General features: G+C 65.6%; 17 protein-coding genes. 15 read left to right on the top strand and 2 right to left on the bottom strand.

Annotated elements, in window-relative coordinates:
• Positions 1-97: 97 nt before the first annotated feature.
• The 7 genes from ACQKLX_RS23380 to ACQKLX_RS23410 all read left to right on the top strand — a co-directional run bounded on the left by ACQKLX_RS23380 (position 98) and on the right by ACQKLX_RS23410 (position 6,378).
• The gene (locus ACQKLX_RS23380; protein WP_427363952.1) at positions 98-955 is read left to right on the top strand and encodes an urease accessory protein UreD; all 858 of its coding nucleotides are present in this window, start codon (positions 98-100) and stop codon (positions 953-955) included.
• 10 nt (positions 956-965) lie between these two features.
• On the top strand, positions 966-1,325 hold the full coding sequence (locus tag ACQKLX_RS23385; RefSeq protein ID WP_427363953.1) for a hypothetical protein: 360 nt from the start codon (positions 966-968) through the stop codon (positions 1,323-1,325).
• Entirely contained in the window at positions 1,322-1,942 is a 621-nt protein-coding gene (locus ACQKLX_RS23390; protein WP_427363954.1) for an urease subunit gamma, read from the top strand. Before ACQKLX_RS23385 ends, ACQKLX_RS23390 begins: the two co-directional genes overlap by 4 nt.
• A gap of 125 nt (positions 1,943-2,067) precedes the next feature.
• Complete coding sequence (locus tag ACQKLX_RS23395) at positions 2,068-2,892, top strand: DUF1003 domain-containing protein (RefSeq protein ID WP_427363955.1); 825 nt, start codon at positions 2,068-2,070, stop codon at positions 2,890-2,892.
• Between the two features lie 40 nt (positions 2,893-2,932).
• Complete coding sequence (gene ureC / locus ACQKLX_RS23400; RefSeq protein WP_427363956.1) at positions 2,933-4,669, top strand: urease subunit alpha; 1,737 nt, start codon at positions 2,933-2,935, stop codon at positions 4,667-4,669.
• Positions 4,670-4,752: 83 nt separating this feature from the next.
• Positions 4,753-5,226 carry a VOC family protein gene (locus ACQKLX_RS23405; protein WP_427363957.1) on the top strand — a complete coding sequence of 158 codons (474 nt, stop codon included), beginning with the start codon at positions 4,753-4,755 and terminating at the stop codon, positions 5,224-5,226.
• 123 nt (positions 5,227-5,349) lie between these two features.
• Positions 5,350-6,378, top strand: a complete 1,029-nt coding sequence (locus ACQKLX_RS23410) for an ABC transporter substrate-binding protein (RefSeq protein WP_427363958.1) — start codon at positions 5,350-5,352, stop codon at positions 6,376-6,378.
• Positions 6,379-6,444: 66 nt separating this feature from the next.
• On the opposite strand, the gene ACQKLX_RS23415 is transcribed toward ACQKLX_RS23410, so the two are convergent.
• Positions 6,445-7,488: an amino acid ABC transporter substrate-binding protein gene (locus tag ACQKLX_RS23415; RefSeq protein WP_427363959.1), complete on the bottom strand. Its 1,044-nt coding sequence runs from the start codon at positions 7,486-7,488 to the stop codon at positions 6,445-6,447.
• A 149-nt stretch (positions 7,489-7,637) separates the two neighbouring features.
• Here ACQKLX_RS23415 and ACQKLX_RS23420 point away from each other — a divergent pair, with 149 nt between their 5' ends.
• The 8 genes from ACQKLX_RS23420 (at position 7,638) to ACQKLX_RS23455 (ending at position 12,820) form a co-directional block, all read left to right on the top strand.
• Entirely contained in the window at positions 7,638-7,946 is a 309-nt protein-coding gene (locus ACQKLX_RS23420; RefSeq protein ID WP_427363960.1) for a putative quinol monooxygenase, read from the top strand.
• A gap of 23 nt (positions 7,947-7,969) precedes the next feature.
• On the top strand, positions 7,970-8,662 hold the full coding sequence (locus ACQKLX_RS23425) for an urease accessory protein UreE (protein ID WP_427363961.1): 693 nt from the start codon (positions 7,970-7,972) through the stop codon (positions 8,660-8,662).
• A gap of 143 nt (positions 8,663-8,805) precedes the next feature.
• Positions 8,806-9,483, top strand: a complete 678-nt coding sequence (locus tag ACQKLX_RS23430) for an urease accessory protein UreF (protein WP_427363962.1) — start codon at positions 8,806-8,808, stop codon at positions 9,481-9,483.
• On the top strand, positions 9,480-9,917 hold the full coding sequence (locus ACQKLX_RS23435) for a DUF3995 domain-containing protein (protein WP_427363963.1): 438 nt from the start codon (positions 9,480-9,482) through the stop codon (positions 9,915-9,917). Before ACQKLX_RS23430 ends, ACQKLX_RS23435 begins: the two co-directional genes overlap by 4 nt.
• A 3-nt stretch (positions 9,918-9,920) precedes the next feature.
• The gene (ureG, locus tag ACQKLX_RS23440) at positions 9,921-10,553 is read left to right on the top strand and encodes an urease accessory protein UreG (protein WP_427363964.1); all 633 of its coding nucleotides are present in this window, start codon (positions 9,921-9,923) and stop codon (positions 10,551-10,553) included.
• Positions 10,554-10,597: 44 nt separating this feature from the next.
• Positions 10,598-11,146 carry a HupE/UreJ family protein gene (locus ACQKLX_RS23445; RefSeq protein ID WP_427363965.1) on the top strand — a complete coding sequence of 183 codons (549 nt, stop codon included), beginning with the start codon at positions 10,598-10,600 and terminating at the stop codon, positions 11,144-11,146.
• A 67-nt stretch (positions 11,147-11,213) separates the two neighbouring features.
• A complete protein-coding gene (locus tag ACQKLX_RS23450; RefSeq protein WP_427363966.1) occupies positions 11,214-12,356 on the top strand; it encodes an alpha-D-ribose 1-methylphosphonate 5-triphosphate diphosphatase in 1,143 nt (380 codons plus the stop codon).
• A gap of 71 nt (positions 12,357-12,427) precedes the next feature.
• Entirely contained in the window at positions 12,428-12,820 is a 393-nt protein-coding gene (locus tag ACQKLX_RS23455; protein ID WP_427363967.1) for a hypothetical protein, read from the top strand.
• A gap of 38 nt (positions 12,821-12,858) precedes the next feature.
• Here the strand turns inward: ACQKLX_RS23455 and ACQKLX_RS23460 are convergent.
• On the bottom strand, positions 12,859-14,546 hold a 1,688-nt coding region (locus tag ACQKLX_RS23460), incomplete at its 5' end, for a tetratricopeptide repeat protein (RefSeq protein WP_427363968.1).

Genomic DNA, 14,546 nt, shown 5'->3' on the forward strand with positions numbered 1-14,546 from the left:
TCTGCTGATTATTTGGGCAGCGTTGATCTGCCAGCCACTTGCTCGACAAAGGGCAGCGCGGAAGACTGCGCCGATCTTCCGCCGACCGACGCCCCTCATGTTCGCGCCCGCGCTGCCGCAATCTCCCGAGCCGCTGTTGCCGGACTATGTCCGCGCCGATGGCGGCGTGCGCCTGCGCTTCGGCAAGGTCGGCGCGCGAACCATGCGGTTGGAGCTCGCCGAGAGCGGTGGCTACCGCGCCCGCTTCCCGACGGCCTATGACGAGCGCTGCGAGGCGGTGCTGATCAACACCGCCGGTGGCATGGCGGGCGGTGACCGTGCCGTGACACGGGTCGCCCTCGATGCCGGTGCGCAAGCCATCGTGACGACGCAGGCCGCGGAGAAGATCTATCGCAGCCAGGGCAGCCAGACGCGGGTCGAGACCCGGATCGAGGTCGCCGATGGCGCCGGGCTCACCTGGCTACCGCAGGAGACGATCCTGTTCTCCGGCTCGCGCCTGTCGCGCAGTCTCGATGTCGAGCTGGCAGCCGATGCCAGCTTCATCGCTGCCGAAACGCTCTATTTCGGCCGCACCGCCATGGGTGAGAGCCTGTCGCGCGGCTTCTTGCGCGATCGCTGGCGCATCCGGCGTGATGACAAGCTGGTCTTCGCCGAAGATGTCAGGCTCGACGGCGCCATCGACGTGACCTTGGGTCGCAAGGCGATCGGGCAGGGCGCGCGCGCCGCCGCAACCGTCCTTGCGACAGGGCCGGGTCAGCCGGAAAAGCTCCCCGAAGTCCGCGCTTTGCTCGACGGCGATCCCGCCTTCGCCGCGGTCGAGGCTGGCACCGGCACGCTCGATGGCTTCCTTCTGATCCGCCTTCTCTCCGCCGACGCGCACGCCCTGCGTCGCGCCCTCGTCATGCTGCTCGGGCATGTGATCGGCCGTGCGCTGCCGCGCACCTGGTCAACGTGAGGAGAGTGTCATGCTGGCGATCCAGGGACTGAAATGCGTCTATGATACCGGCTCCCGCGGCTGGGCGATCGAGCTCGCGCTGAAGGCCGAGGGCGAGGAAGCCGTGCGCCGCTTCGATGTCGACGGCCCCGAGGATGCCGAGATGCTGATCGAGGCTTTCGACGAGTCGACTTCGAGCAGCTTCGACCCTGCGACGGGGGAGATCGTCTTCGCCTACGAATATGCCACCCTCGACGACGAAGACGAGGATGAGGACGAGACCGACGACGAGGCGGACGAGGAAGAAGACGAGGACGCCGAAGTCGCTGAAGACGACGAAGACGACGAAGACGAAGTCGCCGAGGACGAGGACGAGAAGGTCAAGGCATGAATCTGACGCCGCGCGAGAAGGACAAGCTCATCATCGCCATGGCTGCCATGGTGGCGAGGCGAAGGCTCGAGCGCGGCGTCAAGCTCAACCATCCCGAAGCCGTCGCGCTGATCACCGACTTCGTGGTCGAGGGTGCGCGCGACGGCAAGTCCGTCGCCGAGCTGATGGAAGCGGGCGCCCATGTCCTCTCGGCCGACCAGGTCATGGACGGCATCGCCGAGATGCTGCACGACGTCCAGGTCGAGGCGACCTTTCCTGATGGCACCAAGCTCGTCACCGTCCACGAGCCGATCCGTGGCTCTGCCGGCCGGCTGAAGCCCGGCGAGGTCACGACGCTGCCGGGCGACCTCATCCTCAACGAGGGCCGCGAGAGCCTCACGCTTACCGTCTCCAACACCGGCGACCGGCCGATCCAGGTCGGCTCGCATTATCACTTCTTCGAGGCCAACCCGGCGCTCGCCTTCGAGCGCGAGAGGGCGCGCGGCTTTAGGCTCGATATTCCCGCCGGCACCGCCGTGCGCTTCGAGCCCGGCCAGACCCGAGAGGTCAGGCTCGTCGCGCTTGCGGGCAAGCGCGAGGTCTACGGCTTCCGCCAGGAGGTCATGGGCAAGCTCTGAGCCCGGCGTTGTCCGAAGAACGCATTTGCGACGAAATTCCGCTTCAGCGTTGTGAAAATGGTGCCGCCGGCTTCCGCTAGTCGAGAACTGCAGCCATTGTCGAATGCTCCCTAGGCCAGGCCTCCATGCAAGACGACGTTGCGCTCCCGCCTCTCCCGACGCTCGAAACCGGCCGGGCCAAGCGTGGCGTCTGCGCCATCAGCGGCGCCGAGCTCAGCCGCAAGAGCCTGATCGCGCTCGGGACGTTGCGGCCGTCGCTGGTCGAGCATATCCGGCGCGATTTCCCCGATCTCGACGATCACAGCCTGATCAGCCTCAAAGAGCTGGCGCGCTACCGCACCCGCTATGTCGAGGAGATCCTGCGCGAGGAACACGGCGAGTACACCGACCTCGATCGCGAGGTCGCCGAGAGCATCGCCCGGCAGGAAACCATCGCCGAGAACGTCGAGGATGATTTCGAGGAGCATCGCACCCTCGGCGAGCGCCTCTCGGACGGGCTCGCCAGTTTCGGCGGCTCATGGGCCTTCCTGATCAGCTTCGGCGTGGTGCTGTTCGGCTGGATGGCCCTGAACATCGCGATGGCGGCCAGCGCCTTCGACCCGTACCCTTTCATCCTGCTCAATCTCGTCCTGTCCTGCATCGCAGCCATCCAGGCGCCGATCATCATGATGAGCCAGAAGCGGCAGGAGGCGAAGGACCGGCTGCGCTCCTTCAACGACTACCAGGTCAACCTCAAGGCCGAGCTCGAGGTGCGGCACCTGCATGAGAAGATCGACCATCTGATCACCCGGCAATGGCAGCGCCTCGCCGAGATCCAGCAGGTCCAGCTCGAAATGCTGCAGGAGGCGCAGTTGCCGCGGCGCAAGCCGAAGCGGCGCAAGAAGCCGGCGGCGAAAAAGAAGGTGGCTGCGCCTGCGGCGGAGGCGCCGGAGCCCGGCTCCATGGCCTGAAGCTTGCTTTGAAGACGACCTGAAACACGGGAACGCCTCGATGCCCTTCGCCTTTCCGCGCAACGCCTATGCCGCGATGTTCGGCCCGACCACCGGCGACACGGTCCGCCTCGGCGACACCGAGCTCGTGATCAGGGTCGAGAAGGACTTCACCACCTATGGTGAGGAGGTGAAGTTCGGCGGTGGCAAGGTCATCCGCGATGGCATGGGCCAGAGCCAGGTCAGGAATGCCGACGGCGCGGTCGACACCGTCATCACCAATGCGCTGATCCTCGACCATTGGGGCATCGTGAAGGCCGATATCGGCATCCGGGCGGGGCGCATCTGCGCCATCGGCAAGGCCGGCAATCCCGACATCCAGAGCGGCTTCGGCAATTTCAATCCGTCGGAGACGATCATCGTCGGCCCCGGCACCGAGGTCATCGCCGGCGAGGGCAAGATCGTCACCGCCGGCGGCTTCGACAGCCATATCCACTACATCTGCCCGCAGCAGATCGAGGATGCGCTGATGAGCGGGCTGACCACCATGCTCGGTGGCGGCACCGGTCCCGCGCACGGCACGCTGGCGACGACCTGCACGCCCGGCCCCTGGCATCTCGGCCAGATGATCAAGGCGGCCGACGCCTTTCCGATGAACCTCGCCTTCGCCGGCAAGGGCAATGCTGCGCTGCCCGGCGCGCTCACCGAGATGATCGAAGCCGGCGCCTGCGCGCTCAAGCTGCACGAGGACTGGGGCACGACGCCGGGTGCGATCGACAACTGCCTCTCGGTTGCCGACGAATACGACATCCAGGTGATGATCCACACCGACACGCTGAACGAGTCGGGCTTCGTCGAGGACACGGTCGCCGCCTTCAAGGGCCGCACCATCCACGCCTTCCATACTGAAGGGGCGGGCGGCGGCCATGCGCCCGACATCATGAAGGTCGCCGGCCTGCCGAACGTGCTGCCGTCCTCGACCAATCCGACCCGGCCCTTTACCGTCAACACCCTAGACGAGCATCTGGACATGCTGATGGTCTGCCATCATCTGTCGCCGTCGATCCCCGAAGACCTCGCCTTCGCCGAAAGCCGCATCCGCAAGGAGACGATCGCGGCCGAGGACATCCTGCACGATCTCGGCGCGCTTTCGATGATGTCCTCGGACAGTCAGGCCATGGGCCGCATCGGCGAGGTCATCACCCGCACCTGGCAGACCGCGCACAAGATGAAAGTCCAGCGCGGGCCGCTGCCGGAGGATGCCGGCACCGGCGCTGACAATTTCCGCGCCAGGCGCTATATCGCGAAATACACGATCAACCCGGCGATCGCCCACGGCATCTCCCGCCATATCGGCTCGATCGAGGTCGGCAAGCTCGCCGACCTCGTCGTCTGGTCGCCGGCCTTCTTCGGCGCCAAGCCCGATCTCGTCGTCAAGGGCGGCTCGATCGCGGCCGCACCGATGGGCGATCCCAACGCCTCGATCCCGACGCCGCAGCCGGTGCACTACCGGCCGATGTTCGGCGCTTTCGGCAAGGCCGTGACCGCGACCTCTCTGGTCTTCGTCTCGCAGGCGGCCATGGCGAACGGCCTCAAGGGCCGGCTGGGTACCGACAAGGAGATGGTCGCGGTCGAGAACGTCCGCGGGGGCATCTCGAAGAAGAGCATGATCCACAACGACGCGACGCCGGACATCCAGATCGATCCGGAGACCTATGCCGTGGTGGCGGATGGAGAACTCTTGGTCTGCGAACCGGCGAAGGAACTGCCACTGGCGCAGCGCTATTTCCTGTTCTGAGCGGCCCGGACTATCGCGGTTGCAATTCCAGTCGGCAGATTTGAGGATCGAGCCGTTGCCTATGCGCTCCTCAGAGGGTCGTCATGATTCCGATCAAGGGCCTGTATGAGAGCCATCTCACGGTGTCGGACCTGTCCCGTTCGATCGCGTTCTATCGGGACGTCGTCGGCCTCGAATTGGCTCATACGATTCCGGCGCGCAACGCGGCCTTCTTCTGGGTCGGCGGGCGTGACAGATCGATGCTCGGGCTCTGGTCGATCCAGAGTTCTCCGCTGCGCCTGAGGCTCCATATCGCCTTCCACACCGGCCTGGACGAGGTGGAGCAATCGATCCAGGCGCTTCGTGCGAAAGGCATCGTGCCTCGCAATGGCGGTGGCGGCCCTGAAATCGACGAGCCGGTGGTCTTCCCGTGGATGCCCGCGGCGAGCGTCTACTTCGACGATCCCGATGGTCATTCGCTGGAATACATCGCGATCCTGCCGGGCAAGGCGCGGCCTGATATGTCCGGAACGATCAGGCTCTCCGAATGGCGGGTTCTGGACGGCGGCGTCGAGTAGATGCAGCCGCTGGCGCGTGGATAGGAACGGTGAAGTGACAGTTCGCGGGCAGGGAGGTTGACACCTTGGGTGCAGCCCTTCTTCTGTGTCGGCTAACAATATCGGCCGTCCAGGGAGGTTGCCTTGCTTCGTTTTTCTCATGTTGCCGCGCTTGCTGGTACGGCTTTCGCCGCCTTCACGGCGCCCGCCGCCGCTCAGGGCCAGGTCACTGTCTACTGCTCGATCCTCGAAGAGCAGTGCCGCGAGGGCGCTTCGATCTTCGAGAAATCGACCGGCATCAAGGTCCAGATGGTGCGCAAGTCGACCGGCGAGGTCTACGCCCAGGTCAAGGCCGAGGCGACCAATCCGCGCGGCGACGTCTGGTGGGGTGGCCCAGGTGAGCCGCATCTGCAGGCGGCCGATGAAGGACTGCTTGACGAGTACAAGTCGCCCAAGCTGGCGGAGCTGCACGACTGGGCCAGGCGCCATGCCGAGCAGTCGAAATTCCGCACCTCGGGGATTTACCTCGGCGCGCTCGGCATCGGCTACAATCTCGAGACCCTGAAGGCCAAGAAGCTCGCCGAGCCGAAATGCTGGGCCGATCTGCTTGATCCCAAGTTCAAGGACGAGGTCCAGGTCGCGGATCCCAGCTCGTCAGGCACGGCCTATGTCTTCCTGGCGACGACGGTCCAGCGCCTTGGCGAGGAGAAGGGCTTCGAGTTCCTCAAGAATCTGCACAGGAACATCAGCCAGTACACCAAGTCCGGCATCGCCCCGGTCAAGGCGACGGCGCTCGGCGAGACTGCGGTCGGCATCGCCTTCATGCACGACATGCTGACGCAGAAGCTTCAGGGCGCGCCGATCGGCATCGTCGCGCCCTGCGAGGGCACCGGCTACGAGACCGGCTCGGTTTCGGTGATCAAGGGCGGCAAGAACCCCGAAGCGGCGCGCAAATTCGTCGATTTCACGCTCTCGCCGGAAGCGCAGGACATCAACGCCAAGCTCAAGATCAACTCGATCCCCTCGAACAGGAATTCCAAGCTCTCGCCCGACGCGCCGAAATTCGAGGAGATCAAGCTGATCGACTACGACACCCCGCGCTGGGGCAGCCCGGCCGAGCGCTCGCGCCTGCTCAAGAAGTTCGACGACGAGGTGAAGGGCCTGCCGCGCTGAGGGCGGCTGTGCTTAGCAGCGCTGGCCTCAGCCAGCGCTGCTAAGCGCCTCAAGCGACGTAGGCAGTTACCGCACCGGCGGGGCGTATTGCAGGCCGCCCTGGGTCCATAGCCGGTTCATGCCGCGCGGCAGGTTGAGCGGCGACTTGGCGCCGAGATGCCGGTCGAAGCTCTCGCCGTAATTGCCGACCGCCTTGACGATCCGCACCACCCAGTCATTCGTCAGGCCAAGGCCTTCGCCGAACTTGCCCTCGGCGCCGAGCAGGCGCTTGATCTCCGGATTGGTCGATTTCACCATCTCGTCGACATTGGCCTGGGTGATGCCGAACTCCTCGGCGTTCAGCATGGCGTAGACGGTCCAGCGCACGATATCGAACCAGCCATCGTCGCCCTGGCGGACCCAGGGACCCAGCGGCTCCTTCGAGATCATCTCCGGCAGGAGCTCATGATCGGCCGGAGCCTTGAGCTTCATCCGGTTCGCCGCCAGCTGCGACAGGTCGGTGGTGTAGGCGTCGCAGCGGCCAGCCTCATAGGCCTGGATCGTCTCGTCGAGGCCGGCATAGGCGATGACCTCATATTTCATGCCGTTGTTGCGGAAGTAGTCGGCGAGGTTGAGCTCGGTCGTCGTGCCCTGCGCCACGCAGATCGAGGCGCCGTTCAGCGCCTTGATGTCCTTCACGCCCGTGCTCTTGCGCACCAGGAAGCCCTGGCCGTCGAAATAGTTGATGGCGGTGAAGTTGAGGCCGAAGCCGGCATCGCGGCCGAGCGTCCAGGTCGTGGTCCGCGACAGCACGTCGATCTCGCCGCTCTGCAGCACCGTCAAGCGGTCCTTCGAGGCGAGCGAGATGTATTTCGCCTTCTCCTGGTCGTTGAAGATCGCCGCCGCCAGCGCCCGGCAGAGATCGGTGTCGAAGCCGCGCCACTGTCCCTGCGCATCGGGCAGCGAGAAGCCGGCGACGCCCTGGCTGGTGCCGCAGATGAGATGGCCGCGCTGCTTGATGCGCTCCAGCGTCGTCTGGGCCTGGGCGGCCAGAGGAAGCGTCGCCGCCAGGCAGAGGCCCGCAAGGGCGCTGCCGAAATTACGGGCCCGGCGTGCTGAAATTCTGAGCATGAGATTCCCCTGATTATTGGCCGGACGATCTAACCGCGCCCGTGTCGAGCGAGCCAGAGTTATTTATGCGGCTAATCGATAGGTCGATGCATCCAAAGGGGCGTCTCGCGCGTATTGGACGGGCCTGTAACTCTGGAGCTCCGTCCGGCATGTCCGATCCCATCCTCGTCATCGCCCGCGCCAGGGTCCTTTCCGCAGAGCGCGAGCGCTTCGTCGCGGCGGCGCGCGACTGCATTGCGGCAACGCGTCGCGAGCAGGGCTGCCTCGGCTACGACATCTGTGAAAACCTCGCCGACCCCGGCCATTTCATCAGCGTCGAGAGCTGGGAGAAGCGCGCCGACGTGGACCGGCACATGCAGCAGGCTCACCTCAAGCTCTTTCTCGCCATCGCCGGGACTTGCGTCAGCGTCGCTCCGGTGATCGAAGTGGTGGAACCGCGATCGGTCGATCGCCTCTGATCCATGTCACCACGGGTTTTTCCATGCAGCGCGCCATCTCCGTCGTCCGCAAGGCCGCGGTCAAGCAGGACCGGGTCGTCGAGACGCTGACCCTCGACCACGAGGACCGCAACCGCCGCCGCGTCGCACTGAAAGGCGATGGCGGGCAGGACATCCTGCTCGACCTCGACAAGCCGACCGCGTTGAATGACGGCGACGCCGTCAAGCTCGAGGACGGCTCGCTGGTGCTGATCAAGGCGGCGGCGCAGAAGCTGATCGAGATCACCGCCGAGAACCCGCTGCGGCTGGCGCGTGTCGCCTGGCATATCGGCAACCGCCACACCCCGGCGGAGATCACCGCGAACGCGATCTATATCGAGCACGACCATGTGCTGGCCGAGATGATCCGCGGCCAGGGCTGCGCGATGGCCGATGTCGAGCGGCCGTTCCAGCCGGAGCGCGGCGCCTACGACCATGACCACGCCAATTGCGGCCATGACCACCACGGCCACGATCATCACGACCATGGTCATGAGCACGGCCACGATCATGGCCATTCCCATGCCGGCCACGGCCATGATCATGGACACGAGCACCATCACGGGCACGAGCACGCCCATGGCGCCTCCTGCGGCTGCGGCCATGACCACCATCATCATGACGACCACGGCCACAAGCACGACCATGGCCACCATGGCCACGAGCACGGCCACAAGGGCCATAAGCACGATCACTGAGCCATGCGCCGCAGCCCTCATCCTGAGGAGCCGCGAAGCGGCGTCTCGAAGGATGCATCCAGAGCGCACCGGAACCATCCTTCGAGACGCGATCTGCGATCGCTCCTCAGGATGCGGGCTGAGAACTCCATTGGGCGTCAGCCGTGACCGGCGCGTTGCTGCCCCTGATGGTCTGGCTCTCGCCGGCTTTTCCGGTCGGCGGCTTCGCCTATTCGCACGGGCTGGAATGGGCCTTCGAGACCGGCGACCTCACCGACGCCGAGGGCCTCGCCGACTGGCTCGATGCCCTCATCGAGCACGGCGCGCTGCGCAACGACCTCATCCTCTTTGCCGCCTCCTGGCGGACGAGCGGCGAGGGCGACGTCAAGGCGTTGCGCGAGGTCGCGGAACTGGCGCTCGCTTTGGCCAACTCGGCGGAGCGGCGATTGGAGACGGTGACGCAGGGCAATGCCTTCGTCTCGGCGATTGCCGCTTCCTGGCCCTGCGCCTCGATCGAAACACTGCGCTCCGCCTGGCCGGGCGATGTTTCCTATCCGGTCGCGGTCGGTGTCGCAGCCAGTGGCCATGGCCTGCCGCTGCAGCCCTCTCTGGAGGCCTTCGCGCTCGCCTTCATCGCCAATCTCGTCTCGGCCGCAGTCAGGCTCGGCATCGTCGGCCAGACCGACGGCCAGAAGGTCATCGCCCGGCTGACGCCGGCCTTGCGCGAGGCTGCAGTCCGGGCGGAGGCGATGGCGCTCGACGACCTCGGCGGCTGCGTCTTCCGCTCCGATCTCGCCTCGCTGAGGCACGAGACGCAGTATTCGCGGCTCTTCCGCTCATGAGTGCTGCCATCGCTGTCGCGTTGGCATTGCTCCTTGCCGTCATCGCCGGCCTGCACGCTTATTGGGGGCGGGGCGGTCTCTGGCCGGCGGCGAGCGAGCAGGAACTGATCGCGACCGTGATCGGCAATGGCCGGATCCGGCGCATGCCGCCTCCCGGCCTATGCCTGCTGGTCGCGCTGGCGATTGCCCTGACGGCGATCTGGCCGCTGCTTCTGGTGCATGTGTCCGGCACGGCCGCCATGCATCCACTCATCCGGGTCGGCGGATTCGGCATCATGGCGGTGTTCTTGCTTCGCGGCGTCGCCGGCTATCTGCCGGCCTGGCGGCGGCTGCATCCGCGCGAGCCTTTCGCCAGCTCTGATCGCCGCTACTATTCGCCGCTCTGCCTGCTGATCGCCGCGGGCTACGCGGTTCTGCTCCTGCAAGGACCTTGATCGATGACCAGTTCTCCCCACGGCCCCTTGCGCGTCGGCATCGGCGGCCCAGTCGGTTCCGGCAAGACCGCGCTGATGGAGGCGCTGTGCAAGCGCATGCGCGACCGTTACGAGATCTGCGCCATCACCAACGACATCTACACCAAGGAGGATGCCCGCATCCTCACCGTCTCCGGCGCGCTGCCGGAGGAGCGGATCATGGGCGTCGAGACCGGCGGCTGCCCGCATACCGCGATCCGCGAGGACTGCTCGATCAACCTCGCCGCGGTCGCGGAAATGCGCGGAAAATTCCCGACGCTCGACCTGATCCTGATCGAATCCGGTGGCGACAATCTCGCCGCGACCTTCTCGCCGGAGCTCGCCGACCTGACGATCTATGTCATCGACGTCGCCGCCGGCGAGAAGATTCCGCGCAAGGGAGGCCCGGGCATCACCCGCTCCGACCTGCTCGTCATCAACAAGACCGACCTCGCCCCGCATGTCGGCGCGGATCTTGCTGTGATGGACCGGGACTCGAAGACCATGCGCGGCAAGCGCCCCTATGCCTTCACCAATACGCGGGCGGGGGAAGGCGTCGACCTGGTCGTCGATTTCATCGAGACCGCCGGCGGCCTGAAGGCGCCGGTCCTGAGCTGAGGATGGCACTGATGATGACACTGCGCGCGATCGGATCTGTTGCCATGCTGCTGACTCTCGTCTCGGCTCCGGCCTTCGCCCATACCGGCGCCGGGCCGGTCGATGGCTTCGTCCACGGTCTGATGCACCCGTTGACCGGACTCGACCATGTGCTGGCCATGGTTGCGGTCGGCCTCTGGGCCGGGCTGGTCGGCGGCAAGGCGCGCATCGCCTATCCCATGGCCTTCGTCGGCACGATGGCGCTGGCCGGCGCCTGGGGCATGTCCGGCGGTTCACTGCCCGGCGTCGAGATCGGCATCGCCTTCTCGGTGATCATCCTTGGCGCCGCGGTCGCGCTGAAGGCCTCGCCGCCGCTGATCGCGGGAGCCCTCGCTTGCGGCATCCTCGCCATCTTCCATGGCTTCGCCCACGGCGCGGAATTGCCGGAGAATGCCAGCGGACTCGCTTATGCTGCAGGCTTCGTCGTCGCGACGGCGGCCCTCCATCTCGTCGGCATCGTTCTGGCGGGAACGATTGCCGCCCGAGCCCCGCTCATCGCCCGCATCACCGGCGGTGGGCTCGTGCTTGCAGGTGTCGCGCTCCTCGCCGGCTGAACCGGGCGTCATCGCCATGTCATGATGAGCGCCCAATCGCGCCGTCCTTTCGAGGACGGAGGCGGGGATGAGTCTGCATATCACCGGTGGCGAGGTGCTGGCTGACGCGCTCGTCCACGCCGATCTGGTCACGGACGGTGAGACCATCCTCAGCCTCGACAGCGCCGCTCCTGCCGGGGCGCTGCGCCTCGACGCCAGCGGTCTCCATGTCCTGCCCGGAATCGTCGACTGCCATGGCGATGCCTTCGAGCGCCACATCATGCCGCGGCCCGGCGTCTCCTTCGACATCGACCTGGCCCTGCGCGACGCCGACCGCGCCATGCTGGCGAGCGGCATCACCACCGCCTTCCACGGCGTCACCTGGTCCTGGGAGCCGGGCCTGCGCGGCGCGGGCAACGCTCGCAGACTGGCCGAACGAATCGTGGCGCTGAAGACCGAGCTTGGCGCCGATACCCGCTTCCATCTCCGCCACGAGACCTTCAACCTCGCCGCCGAAACCGAGATCATTGATTGGCTGGGCAGTGGCCGCGTCGGCGTGCTCGCCTTCAACGACCACACCGGCGGCATCCTGAAAGCGAGCGCCCGGACGGACAAGCTCGCCAGGATGGTCGAGCGGACCGGACTGACCCAAGAGGACTTCATGGCGCTCGCCGGGAATGTCTGGAACCGCCGGGACGAGGTGCCGGGCTCGATCGAGCGGCTTGCTGCTGCGGCGCGCGCTGCCGGCATCCCGACGATGTCGCATGACGATATGAGCCCCGACATGCGGCGCTGGTATCGCGGCCTCGGCGTTTCCGTCGCCGAATTCCCGATCAACGTGGAAACGACGCGCGAGGCTGCGGCTCATGGCGAGGCGATCATCTTCGGCGCGCCGAACGTCGTGCGCGGCGGCTCGCATCTCGATTGCCCGGCTGCCGAGGCGATGGTGCGCCAGGGGCTCTGCACCATCCTGGCCTCGGATTACTATTACCCGGCCCTGGCGCTGGCGCCCTTCATCCTGGCGCGCAAGGGCGCGGCCAACTTCGCCAGCGCCTGGCAGCTGGTCTCGCAGGGGCCGGCGCAGGCGCTCGGCCTTTCCGACCGCGGCGTCATCGCGCCCGGCAAGCGCGCCGACCTCGTCCTCGTCGCGCCGGAGCCGCAGCCGCGCGTCGTCGCGACCATTGCCGGCGGGCGGCTCGTGCATCTGGCGGATCAGCGCATTCTCGCCTGATCCACGTCGCTGGTTGCCGGCCGCATCGCTGCAACCTTAAGATTTCAGCCTGCGGGCAAGGGGAGAGGCCGATGGCGCGCTGGTCCGATGCGATGAAGCTGTCCGACTACAAGGAATACGAGACCTATCTGCAGGTCCCGGGCGTCTACGAGATCGGCTACATCCAGCGCGAGACCTTCTATCCGAAATACATCGGCAAGGCGCCGGTGACGCTCTATCAGCGCATCCGCACCTATGGCCGCGATCTCGGGCGCAGCTCGCACAACCGCTTCATCCGCGAGCTGGTCGAGGTCAACTATCACCGCCTCTGGTTTCACGTGATGCGCGTCAGTCGGCCGGGCGGGGCAGCGCTGCGCGAAGCTCTGCTGATGAACCGGTTGAGCATCGGTGAGGCGGGCCTCTATGAGTGGAACTGCCGCTACGAATACACGCCGCTGACCGAGGCGGGGTATGTGCTGAGGTAGCCGCGACGGCCGTCCCAAGTTCGATTGTTCCCGCGGGACTATGATTTCCGCGGACGACCGCGCCGCTTTGGTAGTGTCTCCTTTGGCGGCTCGAGACCCAGTTTATGGCGTCGCGGTGCATCCAGCCGATCGTAGATGACCTGCGCCGGCTGGCGCACTTCGGGGTTGCTGTCGAGGAGCAGATCGGCGCCCCGGACGAAGGCCCTGAACGCAACATAGAGCGGCGCGTGGCTGTCGGAGAGTTTGGTTTGCTCGAACCATGCAATCAGGCGTTCGCCATAACCCTTCCGCTCTGCGAGCCGAAGCAGGCGGTTGAGGTCATCGGAGAAGTCCATTTCGCCCTTATCGAGATTCCCGTCCAGGACCTCCGCCAGATATTCGCTGGCGGAGCCGAAATTGTCCCTGGCCAGTTCGATGCCCGAGTCCAAGAGAATGCGACCGTAAGCGGGGATCATTCCGAGGGATTCGCGGGTCGCTATTGCGTCGGGCACCCTGTCGATGAAGAGGTGAAGCCATGCCAGATTGGCTTTGGCAAGAAGCGGCTGGACTGGAAGTGCCTCGCGATAAAGATGTTCCGCCCGAAGTATCTCTTCACGTGTATCGAGTAACAGATTGGCCAAGAAGAGACATATGCGAGCCTTGATCGGTCTTGTGCCTTCCGACTCGACTCCGTTTAGGAAATCCAGTGCGCGTTCACAGGTCGAGATCGCCGCTGCGACGCTACCCATTTGGCTGAGCGTAACGCTCTTGTTAAACAAGGCCTCGGCCGCTGGCTGCTGCAGCGCTGGCTCCTCGGCCTTACCGAAGCGGGTAAGCAGGCTGTCGTAGATCGAGATCGCCGCTGCTCTGTCGCCTATTTGGCTGAGCGTCACGCCCTTGTCGAGTAAAGCCCAGGCGACCTGCTCGCGCACGGCTGGCTCTTGGGCCTCGCCGAAGCGGGCGACCAGCTCGTCAAAGACGGGGATAGCGATTGTGCTGTCACCACTCTGGCAGAGTGCTATGCCCTTGCCGAGCATTGCCGCGGCAACACATTCGCGCAAGGCTGGCTCTTTGGCATCGCCGAAGCGGGCGATTAGCCCGTCAAAGACAGGGATGGCGGCCGCGCTGTCGCCGTCTTGGCCGAGCGCTATACCCTTGTTGAGCATTGCCTTGGCAACTTGTCCGCGCAAGGTCGGCTCCGGGGCCTCGCCGAAGCGGGCGATCAACTCGTCAAAGATGCGGATTGTGGCTGCGCTGTCGCTGCTCTGGCCGACGGCTACGCCCTTGTTGAGCATTGCCTTGGCGACCCACTCGCGCAAGACTGGCTCTTGAGCCTCGCCGAAACGGGCGAGTAGCTCGTCATAGATTGGGATTGTGGCTGCGCTGTCGCCGCTTTGGCTGAGCGCTATGCCCTTGTTGAGCATTGCCCCGGCGACCTGCTCGCGCAAGGCTGGTTCTGGGTTCTCGCCAAGGCGGGCGATCAACTCGTCGAAGACGGAGATGGCGGCTATACTGTCGCCGCTCTGGCCAAGTGTTACACCCTTGTTCAGCATTGCCATGGCGACCTGCTCGCGCAAGGCCAGCTCCGGGGCCTCGCCGAAGTGGGCGATTAGCTCATCATAGACGGTGATTTCCGCTACGCTGTCGTTGCTCTGGCCGAGCGCCATGCCCTTGTTGAGCATTGCCTCGGCGACCTGTTCACGCAAGGCCAGTTCTTGGGCCTCACCGAAGCAGGCTATCAGCTCGT

Source organism: Allobosea sp. NPDC003192, from assembly GCF_050275675.1.
In the GTDB taxonomy this organism is placed as follows: Bacteria; Pseudomonadota; Alphaproteobacteria; order Rhizobiales; family Beijerinckiaceae; genus Allobosea.